The following is a 15,126-nucleotide window of genomic DNA, read 5'->3' on the forward strand; positions in this document are numbered from 1 at the left end:
GTGAAAATGAGACTGAATAAGATTTTACTATTCTTATTGGTGTTATTACCTTATGCAGTAATAAAATCTCAGTCATGTCCATCGATTAAAGATGCTTTAGGAAATTCTGATGTTACTATTACTTGTAGCTATCCGCTCAATTCTTCAAAATGTTTTCCGCTGAATATTACTTTTCCTGATATTAGAGATACCAATCAATATTCGGTTTCTGCCATCCCTTTTCCAGCAATTGATACCAATACAGGAACGGTTTTAGGCTATAAAGACGATGAATATTTAGCTAAAATAGCTTTTAATGATGCTTCTATTTTTGGAAATAAGCCTTTTTCTTTTAATTATTATGGCGAAAATGTACAGTCTTTAATCATCAGTAGTAATGGTTTTGTAAGTTTCAATGAAAACTATTCAGTTGGTGATTACAGTGCTGCAGATATTACAGGAAAACAAATTCCCAATACCTATTTGCCTACAAAATCTATTTTTGGAGTATATCAAGATTTAGATTTTACAGACAGAGTAGGAAATGTAAGTTATCGAGTAGAAGGTGTTTCGCCATGTAGAAAATTAATTATCAATTTTAACAACGGAGAAATTACCAGAACTACACAGAGAAGCACTACGCAGATTGTGTTATATGAATTGACGAATGAAATAGATGTTTATGTTGCAGAAAAACCTTTGCCAGATGTTTCAGCGACGGTTAGAGAATCACTTATTGGGATTAATAATGCTTCAGGAAACGGAATTGCGCCCATTAATAGAAATACAGGAATTTGGTCAGCTACTCAAGAAGCCTACAGATTTTCACCTTCGGGAAATGTTATCAAACCACAACGTATTATTTGGAGCGGTTCTGCTACACAAGCTTTACCTACTGCTTTTAATACTAATTATAGTTCAATAGATTTATGTTCCGTGCAGAACGAAACTATTACTGCTACTGCTTATTATACGCTTTCTAATGGTGTAGTGATTACGCATTCAGATGATATTCGGATTACTTTTGATCCGAGTTATCCTCAAGCCAAAGATTTTGTAAAACCAGTTTGTAATTCTTCTACGAATATTTTTTATCAAGCAGATATTAATCCAGATTTAACCATTCATGGCGCAGCAATTTCTCCATTTGTTTTTAAATATTATCTCGATGGAGCCGATGCTTTTGCTGGAAATGCTAATTTTTTAGATGCTAGTTTGCCTTTAGATGTTACGCAGAAATATTTTGTACGAGTAGAAAGCGCTACCAATTCAAGTTGTTTTACCATTTCTAATTTAAGTTTTTTATTGCTCAATAATATTTTGCTCAAAAACACGGTAGAAATTTGTGATGTCAATAATGATGGGATGGAGAGAAATTTTCAGTTGTCTAGATTAAATTGTCAATTATTTGATGCCAATTTTGCAGGATCAGTAAGTTTTACCATAGACAATAATCATGCAGAAGTAACCAGTGCAGACCTCACTTCGGCTTCTAAAATTTATGTAAAATATAACACAGCTCAATGTGGTACACAGATTTTTGGACCGATTTCTGTAGTTTTTACTAGTGCTCCAACATTGGTTTCTACGCCAGTTCAGATGAATTCTATTCATGAAATTTGTGATATTATTTCTAGCAACAATCCTATTTATATTGAGCCTTTCGAATGGGAAAAAGAACTTAAAAATCGGGGAATTGTCTTTTCTAATGACCCAAATATTTTTAAAATTAGCGTTTTTGAAACAGAAGAAAATGCTTTACAAAATGTAAATCCTTTAGATTTTATCAGAGAAGGTCAAGAGTTGCAAGATTACACTTATGATTTGTTTGCGAGAATAGAATATCAACAAACAGATGCTTGTAAAGGAACTTGTTTTTCGGTACTGAAATTTACTGTTAAAGTGATTTTTGACAGAATTGTTTTAAATGTAAATGATGCAGATACTGATGTTGTCCCAGATTCTCCAACGGTTTATGATACCGAAGATGCGGATATTTATCTCTGCGAAAAAAATAGAGATGAACTCGTGAATTTGAAAAATGATGCAGATGCAGTCATCAAAGTGATTACACCTACTTCTGGAATCACTCAAACTTTTCATGATAATACGAGTACAGCTAATGATGTAACCAATTCTGGATTGACTACCGCAGAATTAGACCAAATCTTACCAGATAACATCACCACGAAAGAATTTTTTGTAAGATATTTGGTTCACGACAGTTGTTATGTGGTAAAAAAATTAAATTATCATATTCTCAAACCTATTGCAGAGAAGAAAAAGCTATTTGTCTGTGCCACCAATAGTCCTGGAAATGCAAATATTACGTTAAGCAATTATGATATAGAAATTTTGGGAACACAGTGGAATCAAAATCCGAAGCCTACTGTTACGTATTACAGTGATGCAGCACTTATCAATGTGATTACTACGCTTAATGTTACCAATACTCCCGTTTCTGTTTACGCCGTGATTAATTCTGCTTTAGCGCCTTCTTGCTCTAATGTGGAAGAAATTACGTTTCAATTGTCAGAAATTCAAGGAATAATTACGGATAATTTGGTTGTCAGTTTGAAGTGTGACCATTTTAACAATAATGAAGAAAAAGTAAAACTAACCGATTATTATTCACAGTTTTTTAATGGAAACTTAGCCAATTATAAATTCGAGTGGTTTAGAAATTATTTCCCAGTTTCTGGCGTGTTTAATTCACTGATTGCAGACCCGTCTCAACCGATTACCATTACTGGAAATACCACTTTTTATCTCAGAATTTCTACTTTAGATGGAAGCAGTTGTCTTAAAAAAGTAGAATTGCGTTTTGTGTTTGATTTTTCAGCGTATACTCAAGTGAAGTTAGCCCCATCTACCACCATTTTGAGATGTGATGCGACTGGAACGCAAACCATGAGTTTTGATTTAAGAGAAGCGATTCCTAAACTATACGAAAATCAAGGAAATCCTAATTTTGCAGATTTTATAAGAGAAGTTCGATTTTTTGAAAATCAAAATGACGCTTTTGACATTGCGAATACTAATTATTTAAGCGATGCAGACGTGCAAAATTATTTATTACCAGCTACCACACCTTTTAAAACAATTTATGCAAGATATCAATCCATCAATGGTTGTTTTTATGTGGGCGAAGTTGTTTTGAAAATTATTGGAAATATAAAATTTAATGTCATTGAAGATATTTCAGTATGTGATGATAATTTAGATGGAGTTTACACTTTTAATCTTATAGATTGGCTCAATCGTTTGAATACCGATGCTAATCTCGATAATGATATTCTCACCAATTCTGAAGCAGCACAATATGCAACTTATACCTTTTATGAAAATGGAGTAGCGCTTACTTCCGCTCAAGCGATGAATTATACCATTAATAATGCTCAACCAAATATTACTTTGAAAGCAGTAATTAATGGAAATTGCGAAGAGTCTACGACGGTTAATTTCGTGTTGCAACCTTTTGTAAATAAAGGAAGTTTTACGCTTTCAGTTTGTGATACTGCAAATGATGGCAAAGAAACCATTAATATTACCGTTTTTGAAAATCAATTAAAAACTAGTGATGAAACTTTCGAATATTATCTTTCTTTCTCTGATTTAAAAGCTGGTTCCACAAAGAAAATCGGGAATCCAAATGCTTATTCGTTTAACGAAAATTCAGGAATTTTTAAATTTTTTGTCAAAATTATTTCAAGTACAACTTGTCCGAATTATGCGGAAATTAATTTGGTTTTAAATAAAGTTCCAGCATTTGATATAGCGAATTTCTGGATTTGCCCGAAAGATGTTTTACCGTTTTTACAACCAGATTTTTCTTCTTATCCTTTTAATTTAGTCGCTTATGAATGGAAAAACGCTGCTGGAACAGTTATTTCTAGCAGTAATGCGGTTATTAATTTAGCCGCGGGTAAATATACACTTACCATTACAGATGATAAAGGCTGCTCTTTTACGGATGAATTTGAAGTGCTAGAAAAGGAAATTCCTGTCATCACAAAATTAGAAACCAATGGAAATGATTATACTGTAATTGCGACAGGAAGTAAGAAAATTTTATATTCTATAGACGGAATTTCTTGGCAAGAAAGCAATCTTTTTACCAATTTACCGAAAGGAAAAGTTACTTTTTATGTTAGATTTGAAGATGATAACTGCATCGGCGAAACTAAGGATGGTTTGGTTCTTCAATTTCCTAATTCTTTTACTCCAAATGGTGACGGAATTAATGATGTTTGGATGATTACAGACGTAGCGTTTTTCGGTGCAGAGAAAAGTGTTTTGAGTATTTATGACCGCTACGGAAATTTGGTTTTCAGACAAGATAAATCAGGGATTTTGAGTTGGGATGGATTGTCTAATGGCAGAAAATTACCTACAGCTTCTTATTGGTTTCACATTGCGTTACCAGATGGTAGAGATTTTAAAGGTTGGGTTCTCCTCAAAAATAGAAATTAAAAAAAGCTTCACGATGGTGAAGCTTTTTTCTTTATAACTTAAAATTTTTAATCAATTTTAAAACTGTCTTTCAGCGTAACCGTTCTGTTGAAGATTAATTGGTCTGCTGTAGAATCTTTATCAGGAGTAAAATAACCAATTCTTTGGAACTGATAATGGTCTCCTACTTTTGCGTTTTTAAGGCTTGGTTCAGCAAAACCTTGAACTTTTTTCAGAGAATCTTTATTCACGAATTCCATGAAATCTGTTTCTTTTTCAGCATCTGGTTGTTCGTGAGTAAATAATCTGTCATAGATTCTTACTTCAATCGGTAAAGCATGTTTTGCAGAAACCCAGTGAAGCGTTCCTTTTACTTTTCTCATACTTGCCTCAGTTCCGCTTCCAGATTTAGATTCTTCATCATAAGTAGCGTAAATAGTGGTAATCTCCCCATTTTCATCTTTTTCTACTCTGTTCGCTTTGATAATGTAAGCAGATTTTAGTCTTACTTCTCCACCAATGGTTAATCTGAAGAACTTTTTCGGTGCTTCTTCCATGAAATCTTCTCTTTCGATGTAAAGCTCTCTGCTGAAAGGTACTTCTCTAGTTCCTGCATTTTCATCTTCAGGATTATTCTCTGTTTCTAGCCATTCTTCGTTATCCTCAGGATAATTTTCGATGATGAGTTTTACTGGATTTACCACAGACATTACTCTGGTAGAAACTTTGTTGAGGTCTTCTCTTACACAGAATTCTAGCAACTGAATATTGATGAGGTTTTCGCGTTTTGCAACGCCCACTCTGTCAATAAATTCTCTGATGGCTTTTGGAGTGTAACCCAATCTTCTCATACCGGAAATAGTAGGCATTCTAGGGTCATCCCAGCCTGTTACTACGCCTTCTGCTACTAATCTTTGTAATTTACGTTTAGAAGTTACCATGTAAGTAACGTTCATTCTCGCAAATTCTCTTTGTTTATTTCTTACTTTTCCATCTTCATAGACTTGGTCTAAATACCAATCATAAAGAGGTCTGTGATTTTCGAATTCTAATGAACAAAGGGAATGTGAAATTTGCTCTAAATAATCAGATTCACCATGAGCCCAATCGTACATAGGATAGATTTTCCATTTTTCACCAGTTCTGTGGTGTGGTCTTTTCAGAATTCTGTACATAACAGGGTCACGCATGTTCATATTCGGCGAAGTCATGTCTATTTTAGCTCTTAGAGACATTGTGCCTTCTTCGAACTCTCCGTTTTTCATTCTTTCGAATAAATCTAGAGATTCTTCTATAGGTCTATTTCTGTATGGAGATTCTATTCCTGCTTCGGTAGGATTTTTTCTTTGTTCTGTAATTACTTCAGAAGGCTGTTCATCTACATAGGCTTTTCCTTGTTTAATCATTTCTACAGCCCAATCATACAACTGCTGGAAGTAATCAGAAGCGTATAACTCTTGGTCGTATTTGAAGCCAAGCCATTTAATATCTTCTTTGATGGCATCTACGAATTCTTGCTCTTCTTTTTCAGGATTAGTGTCGTCAAATCTTAAATTAACAGGAGCACCATATTTTTCTCCTAAACCGAAGTTGATGCAAATCGCTTTGGTATGTCCTACGTGTAAATAACCATTAGGTTCTGGTGGAAATCTAAAACGCAATTTAGATTTATCTAAACCATTTTCTAAATCATTTTCGATGATTTGTTCAATAAAATTGAGCGGTTTTTTTTCTTCTTCCATAATCAGTTCTTGAATCATGCAAATTTAAGAAAAATTAAATTCTTATTTAAATTTAAAAATATTCTAATAATCGATTATGTTAATAAATATTTATATAAAAAGTGTTAAAATTTTGATTTCATGATAATTTTCATGTAAGAAAAAAATATGATATTGAAAAATTATATATATTTGAACCAATAATCTAAAAAGAAAGAAAAATGAAAAACATTATTACTATTTTAGGAATTTCTATTTTAGGAATTCTTACTTCTTGTACAACAGACAGAACTGAATCAGGTCTTGGTTTAGAAAAATCAACAGGAATTACTGATGGAACAGGCTCAGATGGAGAAATTTTCTCTACTCCAGCATTTGCAGGACAGACCATAGAAGTAGGCAAAGTTTCAGCCACTATGGATTCAGAATACTTAAATATTACATATACTTTGACTGGGGATTGGTATCTTTCTGAAACTCACCTTTGGGTAGGGCAGTGTGATCAGTTACCTGTGAATTCTCAAGGAAATCCTGTAATTGGAAGTTTCCCGTATCAAACTACTCATGATGGGAATATTACTACTTATACTTATCAAGTCCCATTATCTTCATTGCCAGAAGGAGGGTATTGTATTTCTGCACATGCTATTGTAGTGAGAAAAGTAGATGGAGTAGTGGTGCAAAAAGAAACAATGTTTGCTTATGGTACTGATTTCGAGGGGAAAAGATGGGGATGGTATTACCAGTATCAATAATTCAAAATAAATAGTATATCTCTACTAAATTGGAAATAATAAATCACATTTTTTAAAAAATGTGATTTATTTTTATTTTGTATTGAAAAAAAGAGTATTTTTATTTACACAAACTTAGTTACACAAAAGTGTAATTGGTTGTTACAATATTTCTATTGAAATTTGTAATTAACAAACGATGAAAATATTATGTCAATCTCAGTAGCTATCGTAGAAGACGAGAAGCATTACAACAATGCGCTCAAAAAGATAATTGATTACGATGCCGATTTGCATTGTGTAGGTCAATTTTATTCTGGTAAAGCAGCTCTTGTTTCCTTACAAGAGATTCACCCCGATGTGGTTTTAATGGATATTAAACTTCCTGATATGAGCGGGATAGAAGTCATCGCCCAAATATTAGATACATTGCCTGCTACTCGATTTATGATGTGTACGAGTTTTGAAGATGACTTGCACATTTATGAAGCGCTAAAAGTAGGAGCCACAGGTTATCTAATAAAAGGAGAAAGCATGGATAAGATTATTGCCTCTATTAAAGATGCCTATAAAGGCGGTGCTCCGATGAGTTTCGGGGTGGCAAAAAGAGTTCTGCAATATTTTAGAGAAGAAAAAACCAATTTCAATAATCATCTGAATGAACTTTCTAAAACAGAGCATGATATTCTGGATCTTTTAGCGAAAGGTCATCTTTATAAGGAAATAGCAGATATAAAAGAAGTTACACTAGATACTGTAAAAAAACATGTAGGAAATATCTATAAAAAGCTACATGTAAATAATAAAGTAGAAGCCATAAACCTGTTTAAAAATCAATAATTAATAACTAAAAATCGAATTATGAAAAAGAAGACTACTCTCTCTTTATTAGGGTATATTGTAGTATTTTTCTTGTTGTTTTCCTGTGGAGACAAGAAAAATTTGTCTAAAGAAGATTTACTATTGGCGCATGTACCTATGCCAGTAAAATTAGATTCTGCAATGAGACACAGTTTTGATACCGTAACGTATAAAATCCTTAAAAGACTGAATCCTAAAAATGTAAAATCATTTAAAGTAAGCAAAGAAAATTATTTAAAAATGATTGATCAAATTCCTGTGAATGCAGACAGAGTAGCATTCAGTTTTGTTCAATTTAATAAGGTGAAGTTCCCGAATAAATACCAAGAATTAACTAAATTTGATGGTTCCCTTTATTTGTTGTATTATTATATGGATAAATCTGGCAATAATGTAGGGAATAAAGCTTATGCAATGCTAGATGTAAATAACATAGTGGAAGTTTCTGAGGCTGATTACCAAATCATGGAAAATGATTATATCCAAAATATTAAACCTCAAATAGATGCAGTAGTACAAGGTGCTCAAGGAAATACGCTAAGAGTAAAAATTACCAAAGATGAATTGTTAGCTTACAAAAATAAAGTAACAGCTAAGGCAAATGTCAAAAATTTTAAAATTACACTTGCACAGTGGGTAAATTATGAAACCTTGCTCACCTCAACCGAAGCTAATATTTTGAGGAAAAAATTAAAATTGTATAATGATGAAAGTGTTGGTCAAATGACTTTTATTACAGACTGTCAAAACGCTCAAGGGAGTGATGTAGAAAGTTTGTCTGGTTTTGATTTGAATACTTTTTGTCCTAATGATTGCCCATAATGTTGATATTGATAGATAAAATTTTAGATTATACGTATGACATTGTTGTGGCCATAGCAATGATATACTCTATTTATTTATGGGTGAAAAAAGGATATACTGCCAAACAAAAATATTTTTTCCTCTATTTAGTGGCGGTATTTATTGTAGATGTTTTAGGGCTTGTATTTATAAGAAAAGCTTTTAAGATTCATCAGACTTATTTGTTTTTCCCATTTATCATATTTTCCATACTGTATTTCAGATATTTTTATATCCAAGATTATAAAACAAAGAAGGACCATTATTTTTTAAATGCTATTGCGGCTATTTCTGTAGGAATGTCATTATATTTCCAATTTTCTATTGGTTTCCCAAAATTCAATAATAATGTATTTCTCATGATGATTCTGTTTTTCTTATTAGCGAGTTTACAGTGGTTTTTATACATTATTAGATTTGTAGATGAGCAGAATATCACAGTAAAACAATCATTTTGGGTAAGTTTTGCTCTACTTTTTTGGAGTATTTTTGCTTTGTTCAGAATGTATCTTGGAACATGGTTATATAATTATAATCAAGATATTTTTAATGTGATTAATTTTTTATTTAGTATTTGTAATATCATGATGTATTCCTTTTTTATAAAAGGTTTAAGATGTGTAGATTATAATGTTTTACGTACGTTTAACTCCTTTAAAAAATAAATTTTGACTCAAATTCTACCAGACCCAGTATTATTGGTACTTATTTTTGCAATCATTATTTTATTAATGTTTGTAGGGTTTATTATTTTGGTAGTGATGGTGTACAAAAAAAAACAAGCAGCATTCATTAATGAAAAACTGCTTCAGGAGATAGAACATCGTAACGTAATTCTTGAAAAAGAATTAGAAATTCAGAAAAAAATTCAAGAAGAAAGAGAGAGAATCTCTCACGATATGCATGATGATTTGGGTGCAGGAATTTCAGCGCTGAAACTTCAAGCAGAATTTTTAAAACAAAAAGTGGGAGAACAGCATCTCAAAGAAGATATAGATGATTTACTTAAGACTTCAGAAGAAATGAACCTCTCGATGCGAGAAATGCTTTGGAGCCTTAATTCTAGTAATGACAATCTGGGAAATTTTATGCAATATGTATCGCTATATGCTGAGAATTTTTTCAAGAAAACAGATGTTAAAATCAATATTACCAGAAAAGTAGAACTTCCTGATACTAAATTGAATGCAGAAATCAGAAGAAATTTCTTCCTCTGTGCTAAAGAAGCGCTAAATAATGTCTATAAACACAGTAAAGCTCAAAATGTAGATATTCTTTTTACATTAAAAGATCAACGTTTCACCATGGAGATTATAGACGATGGAGTAGGATTAGGAGAGAGTTTAACTTCAGGAAATGGTCTTAATAATATGCAGCGCAGAATTCAAAATTTATGTGGAAATTACACCATTAAACCAAGTGAAAAAGGACTGCATTTAGTCTTTGAAATAAAATTGTGATATTACACAAAAGTGTAATTGACTTGTTTTGCATGGTTCACTACTTTTGTCACGGTAAAAACAATCATGAAAACATTCTAGAAACACAAGTGAAAAAAACTAACAACCAAACGTCTTAGCAATAAGGCGTTTTTTTATGTGTTTAGCATGATTTTTGTACTAATAAATATGAATTCTTATTTCTATATTTTTAATTAACACTATTGTATAGCAAAGAATTCATTTTAGCTTCTGTCTTTAGCAGAAGCTTTTTTTGGTTTTATGACAATTATCACGGTCAATAAAAAAAAAGCTACAAGCAATAATCCTAACTTTGAATAGTAAAACAATAAAAATGAAAAAATTATATTTTCTTTTTTTAATTTTTGTTGTACAAATCAGTTTTGCACAAGATTTTTTTTATAAAAAAGACGCTTCATCTATTCCCATTGTAGGCGAAGAATCCCTTGTGATTTTTGAAAAGCCTCCCGTAAATAAATACGAAGAATTAAATGCTGAAAAAAGCATTGGTCCTAGCTTTCTTCGTTTTTTCGATACCAATCTTAATACGTTTGTGAATTTAAGCTACAAAATCATTAAAAATCAAATTGATAGAGATGTGCTTAAGTATACCGATTCCTTTTCTGCAAAAAGAACCTACCTTTTTGACCAAAGAATTCCTGCTTTTAAAGTGAAAAGAGAAATCGTTACCAAAAATCAAAAGGAAAGATTAACAGCATTCTCCGCACAATTTATTCCTGAAATCGTAAAAGGAAATGCATTGGTGTATCAACTTCACCATATAGAATGCAATGCAAGTGGTGCTAAAGTCTGGGAAAAAACCAATTTCAATAATTACGAAATCAAAATTAATATCGCTTATCAATCTGGAGGAAAAAAAGAAATCTTCGCTTTCCAAAATGTAAAAGTTCCGCTCGTGGAAATAGGAAATGCAGAGCAATTTAATGTTTTGGATGAGAATAATGACTATAAATACATTACCGATTTCTTCGTTATTCCAGATGATTTTGTTTTGTTAGAAGTTTTTATAAGTGTTCAGGAAACCAGCGCTTCAAAAGTGAAAGCAGATAAAGTTCAAAGGCTTAAAAATGAATATTCAGATGATTCTAAACAAATCGTAGATAAATTGATAAAATATTTAAGAGATAATAAAAAATTACAGAAAGAAGGCAGTCCTGACTAAAATGAAAAACGCTAAGAGGAAATTACTATTAATCATTAAAAAATGGATAGATGAACTTTTCATAGATACAGTTTAATCTTTCCATGACTATTAAAACTACTATGTAGAAACCTTGAAAATTATTTCAAGGTTTTATTTTTTATGCCACATTTGGTCGCCTTCTAATTGCAAATGAGTTTCAAAATTATTCGTGAAAAGTGCGCCTGTTCCCAATCCTTGAGGTAAAGGATTTTTCTTGGTGTAAGTGTACTGGCAAATCGCGTTCAAACCAATATTGCTTTCTAAAGCAGAAGTACTCCACCAATTGATTCCTAAACTTTCTGCAAGGACAATCCATTCATCAGAACCCGAAAATCCGCCCACTAAAGCTGGTTTTAGAATAATGTATTGTGGTTTAATGGTTTCTAAAAGTTTCTTTTTTTCTTCAAAATCGATTACGCCGATAAGTTCCTCATCTAAAGCAATAGGAGTAGGTGTTTCTGCGCATAATTTAGCCATGTCATTCCAAGGAACAAAGCAATCCGTTGAATTTATTTCATCTGTTTCTTGGCTCTTTTTAGTTTTTACTTGGCTCTTTTTTATCGGTTGTTCAATCGAATGAATTCCTAAATCAGCCAATTCTTGTAAAACAATTCTAGCTTCTTCATAAGAAAAAGCACCATTCGCATCTACTCTGAGTTCCAATTGTTCTTTCGGGAATTTTTCTCTGAGTTTTTTGATGATTTCTTTTTCAGATTTCCAATCTACCCCGATTTTTAATTTGATGCAGTCAAAACCTTTTGCTAATTTTTCTTCAATTTGAGATTGCATAAAATCTGCATTTCCCATCCAGATGAGTCCATTGATTTTTATAGAATCTTTACCATCAGTAAAATCACTCGGAAAATACAAATCTTCGCCATGCTGAAGGTTAAGAAGCGCTTGTTCTAACCCAAAAATAATAGAAGGATAATGCAGTAGTTCTTTTTTTAAAACTTCAAAATCCGAATTGATGTTTTCGCAAAGCCAAGTGAGTTTTTCTTCATAATCAGGTACATCATCATAGCTCAGTCCTCTGAAAATGGCACATTCGCCAATTCCTTTTTTATCATTTTCAGAAATTTCTAAAAGATAAGTTTCCTTAGTGGTAAGAACTCCTCTAGAAGTTCCACTTGCTTGTTTAAAGATGAGGTTATGTTGGGTAAATTGAGCGTTCATTTAATTTGCTTTTTGTTGGCCTCCAAAAATAAAATACAGAATAGAGCCTAAAACGGGCAACAAAAGTACAATTAAAACCCAAATAATTTTATTTGTTGAATCCTTAAAGTTGCTTTTTAAAATGTCAATAATGGCAAAAATCCATAAAACAGAAGGTAAAAGAATAATGAACAAAATGAAAGCCAAGTGCAGAATAGACAAGGACAAAAAAGTGAGAATCATGATGGTATTTTGATATAAAAATAATAAAAAAATCGTAAAATCAAGAGAGACTTTACGATTTTATAATAAGCAATTTTATAAATTTCTAAGGTTTTAAAGCTTTTGCCATAAATTCTTCAGCTTTGGTTACCATTGCAGCACTTCCGCAGAAGAAAGGTACTCTTTGGTGCAATTCTGTAGGTTCTATTTCCAGAATTCTTCTGTAGCCATCACTCGCTTTTCCGCCAGCTTGTTCTGCCAATAATGCCATTGGATTGCATTCGTATAATAGTCTAAGTTTTCCTTTTGGAGATTGTGAGGTTGAAGGATAGATGTAAATTCCACCTTTAATCATATTTCTGTGAAAATCTGAAACCAATGAACCAATATATCTAGAAGTATAAGGTCTGTCTCCTTCTTCTAACTGACAATATTTAATGTAATCTTTCACACCTTGAGGAAATTTAATGTAATTTCCTTCGTTAATGGAATAAATTTTACCCGTAGTTGGGAATTTCATATTCGGGTGAGAAAGGTAATATGTACCGATAGAAGGGTCTAAAGTGAATCCATTCACACCATTTCCTGTGGTGTAAACAATCATAGTAGAACTTCCGTAAACTACATAACCAGCTGCTACTTGTTTTACGCCTTTTTGTAAAAAATCTTTGAGTTGAACAGGTGTTCCAGGCTCCGTAACACGTCTGTAGATAGAGAAAATGGTTCCTACTGAAACATTTACATCAATATTAGATGAACCATCTAAAGGATCTATTAAAACCACATATTTATTAAGGTGAGCGTTACTTGTCGCTCTAATTTCTATAAAATCATCACTTTCTTCAGATGCAATTCCGCAGACTACTTCACGCTGAGAAAGTGCTTCTATAAAAAGATTGTTGGCTAAAACATCTAGTTTTTGTTGGTCTTCACCTTGTACATTCTGGTTTCCGGCATGACCGATGATTTCTGCGATTCCCGCCTTGTTTACTTCTCTATTCACTACTTTAGAAGCCAATCTAATGGCACTCAAAAGTCTAGAGAGTTCCCCTGTGGAATATTTAAAATCGTCTTGTTTGTCAATGATAAATTCACCTAAAGTTTGAAAAGTTTGTTCAGACATTTTTTTGGTATTTGCTTGTTTGTAAATTTCGTAATTTTTAGTCATATTTCCCAAAAAATATTCAATTGATTCATATGGAAATAATTTAATAAATTTGAAGGTTTGAATTGATTTTAGATAAAAGAAGATGAAAATTTTTAAATTCGGAGGAGCATCAGTAAAAGATGCAGAGAGTGTAAAGAATGTAGCGAAAGTGTTAAACTCGCAAGGTTTCGAAAAATGCCTATTAGTAGTTTCTGCCATGGGAAAAACTACCAACGCATTAGAAAAAGTAGTAGAATACTATTTTAAGAAGGAAGATTACCAAAATGAAGTAGAAAAAATAAAACAATCTCACTTAGAAATTACCAAAGGTCTTTTTGCCGAAAATCATAAAATTTTTGGTGAAGTAGCTTTGTTTTTTGATGATTTAGAAGCTTTTTTGAGAAGAAATAAATCGCCAAATTACAATTTTGTGTATGATCAAGTGGTGAGTTGTGGGGAAATGATTTCGTCTAAAATTCTCAGTGAGTATCTTAATGACATAAACTTTAGCAATGCTTGGCTAGATGCTAGAGATTACATTAAAACAGACGACACGTACAGAGAAGGCGTAGTAAACTGGCAAGAAACCGAAAAGAATATTAGCGGTCTAGACCAGAATCAATCGTATGTTACACAAGGTTTCATCGGTTCAGAAGCCAATAACTTCACCGTAACTTTAGGAAGAGAAGGTTCAGATTACTCTGCGGCGATTTTTGCCTATTGTTTAAATGCTGAAGCCATGACCATTTGGAAAGATGTTCCAGGTGTGATGACAGGTGACCCTAGAAAATTTGAAAACGTAACCTTGCTTTCTAATATTTCTTACGAAGAAGCGATAGAAATGGCATATTATGGAGCTTCGGTAATTCACCCGAAAACCTTACAACCGCTGAAACAAAAGCATATTCCTTTTTATGTGAAATCTTTTGTAGAGCCAGAAAAACCAGGAACCAAAGTAGGAAATTCTGATGTCAACCAAAGCGAAGAAAGTTATATCCTAAAAGAAAATCAAGTATTAATGAATATTTCTACGAGAGACTTTTCTTTCATTGCAGAAGACCACATCAGTCAGATTTTTAATCTTTTGGCAAAACATAAAATCAAAGTTTCTATGATGCAGAACTCTGCGATTTCTTTGGCGCTTTGTCTGGAAGATAAATTCGGGAAAATTGATGAGGTTAATCAATCCTTGACTCAACAATTCAGCACGGATGTTGTGAAAAATGTTTCATTATACACTGTAAGAAATGCCAATATGGACGAGCTTTCTAATTTCTATGCTGACAAAAAAATCCTTTTAGAACAAATTTCAAAAAACACAGTACAAATCGTTACGCAATAACCAAAC

12 protein-coding genes are annotated in these 15,126 nt (G+C 32.4%); 8 read left to right on the forward strand and 4 right to left on the reverse strand.

The genetic code is table 11. The features are described 5' to 3' along the window. The first annotated feature begins 6 nt into the window (after positions 1-6). Positions 7-4,452: a T9SS type B sorting domain-containing protein gene (locus ACT53I_RS01915; protein ID WP_476078199.1), complete on the forward strand. Its 4,446-nt coding sequence runs from the start codon at positions 7-9 to the stop codon at positions 4,450-4,452. Between the two features lie 47 nt (positions 4,453-4,499). Here the strand turns inward: ACT53I_RS01915 and ACT53I_RS01920 are convergent, their stop codons facing one another. Further along, complete coding sequence (locus tag ACT53I_RS01920) at positions 4,500-6,173, reverse strand: glutamine--tRNA ligase/YqeY domain fusion protein (RefSeq protein ID WP_476079364.1); 1,674 nt, start codon at positions 6,171-6,173, stop codon at positions 4,500-4,502. A 200-nt stretch (positions 6,174-6,373) separates the two neighbouring features. Between ACT53I_RS01920 and ACT53I_RS01925 the strand changes: the two genes are divergently transcribed. The 6 genes from ACT53I_RS01925 to ACT53I_RS01950 all read left to right on the forward strand — a co-directional run bounded on the left by ACT53I_RS01925 (position 6,374) and on the right by ACT53I_RS01950 (position 11,233). Beyond that, the gene (locus ACT53I_RS01925) at positions 6,374-6,907 is read left to right on the forward strand and encodes a hypothetical protein (RefSeq protein WP_476078200.1); all 534 of its coding nucleotides are present in this window, start codon (positions 6,374-6,376) and stop codon (positions 6,905-6,907) included. Positions 6,908-7,096: 189 nt separating this feature from the next. Beyond that, a complete protein-coding gene (locus ACT53I_RS01930) occupies positions 7,097-7,726 on the forward strand; it encodes a response regulator (RefSeq protein ID WP_274779769.1) in 630 nt (209 codons plus the stop codon). Between the two features lie 21 nt (positions 7,727-7,747). Beyond that, positions 7,748-8,569: a hypothetical protein gene (locus tag ACT53I_RS01935; RefSeq protein ID WP_476078201.1), complete on the forward strand. Its 822-nt coding sequence runs from the start codon at positions 7,748-7,750 to the stop codon at positions 8,567-8,569. Positions 8,570-8,628: 59 nt separating this feature from the next. Continuing rightward, complete coding sequence (locus ACT53I_RS01940) at positions 8,629-9,255, forward strand: hypothetical protein (protein ID WP_476078202.1); 627 nt, start codon at positions 8,629-8,631, stop codon at positions 9,253-9,255. A gap of 3 nt (positions 9,256-9,258) precedes the next feature. Then, complete coding sequence (locus ACT53I_RS01945) at positions 9,259-10,050, forward strand: sensor histidine kinase (protein ID WP_476078203.1); 792 nt, start codon at positions 9,259-9,261, stop codon at positions 10,048-10,050. Between the two features lie 334 nt (positions 10,051-10,384). Then, positions 10,385-11,233, forward strand: coding sequence for a hypothetical protein (locus ACT53I_RS01950; protein ID WP_476078204.1), 849 nt, complete (start codon positions 10,385-10,387; stop codon positions 11,231-11,233). 132 nt (positions 11,234-11,365) lie between these two features. On the opposite strand, the gene ACT53I_RS01955 is transcribed toward ACT53I_RS01950, so the two are convergent. The 3 genes from ACT53I_RS01955 to fbp all read right to left on the reverse strand — a co-directional run bounded on the left by ACT53I_RS01955 (position 11,366) and on the right by fbp (position 13,754). Continuing rightward, entirely contained in the window at positions 11,366-12,430 is a 1,065-nt protein-coding gene (locus ACT53I_RS01955) for an o-succinylbenzoate synthase (protein ID WP_476078205.1), read from the reverse strand. Further along, entirely contained in the window at positions 12,431-12,604 is a 174-nt protein-coding gene (locus ACT53I_RS01960) for a PLDc N-terminal domain-containing protein (RefSeq protein WP_476079365.1), read from the reverse strand. 133 nt (positions 12,605-12,737) lie between these two features. Continuing rightward, positions 12,738-13,754 (reverse strand): class 1 fructose-bisphosphatase, encoded by a 1,017-nt coding sequence (gene fbp, locus ACT53I_RS01965; RefSeq protein ID WP_476079366.1) that lies wholly within the window; start codon positions 13,752-13,754, stop codon positions 12,738-12,740. A 127-nt stretch (positions 13,755-13,881) separates the two neighbouring features. Between fbp and ACT53I_RS01970 the strand changes: the two genes are divergently transcribed. After that, on the forward strand, positions 13,882-15,120 hold the full coding sequence (locus tag ACT53I_RS01970; protein WP_371463051.1) for an aspartate kinase: 1,239 nt from the start codon (positions 13,882-13,884) through the stop codon (positions 15,118-15,120). Positions 15,121-15,126 lie beyond the last annotated feature (6 nt).

This window comes from Cloacibacterium sp. DMC96 (genome assembly GCF_056313765.1).

Excerpts from the sequence above, each read along its gene's own strand:
- ACT53I_RS01915 (WP_476078199.1), top strand. The coding sequence starts at position 7 with ATGAGACTGAATAAGATTTTACTATTCTTATTGGTGTTATTACCTTAT.
- ACT53I_RS01920 (WP_476079364.1), bottom strand. The coding sequence starts at position 6,173 with ATGGAAGAAGAAAAAAAACCGCTCAATTTTATTGAACAAATCATCGAA.
- ACT53I_RS01925 (WP_476078200.1), top strand. The coding sequence starts at position 6,374 with ATGAAAAACATTATTACTATTTTAGGAATTTCTATTTTAGGAATTCTT.
- ACT53I_RS01930 (WP_274779769.1), top strand. The coding sequence starts at position 7,097 with ATGTCAATCTCAGTAGCTATCGTAGAAGACGAGAAGCATTACAACAAT.
- ACT53I_RS01935 (WP_476078201.1), top strand. The coding sequence starts at position 7,748 with ATGAAAAAGAAGACTACTCTCTCTTTATTAGGGTATATTGTAGTATTT.
- ACT53I_RS01940 (WP_476078202.1), top strand. The coding sequence starts at position 8,629 with ATGATATACTCTATTTATTTATGGGTGAAAAAAGGATATACTGCCAAA.
- ACT53I_RS01950 (WP_476078204.1), top strand. The coding sequence starts at position 10,385 with ATGAAAAAATTATATTTTCTTTTTTTAATTTTTGTTGTACAAATCAGT.
- ACT53I_RS01955 (WP_476078205.1), bottom strand. The coding sequence starts at position 12,430 with ATGAACGCTCAATTTACCCAACATAACCTCATCTTTAAACAAGCAAGT.
- fbp (WP_476079366.1), bottom strand. The coding sequence starts at position 13,754 with ATGTCTGAACAAACTTTTCAAACTTTAGGTGAATTTATCATTGACAAA.
- ACT53I_RS01970 (WP_371463051.1), top strand. The coding sequence starts at position 13,882 with ATGAAAATTTTTAAATTCGGAGGAGCATCAGTAAAAGATGCAGAGAGT.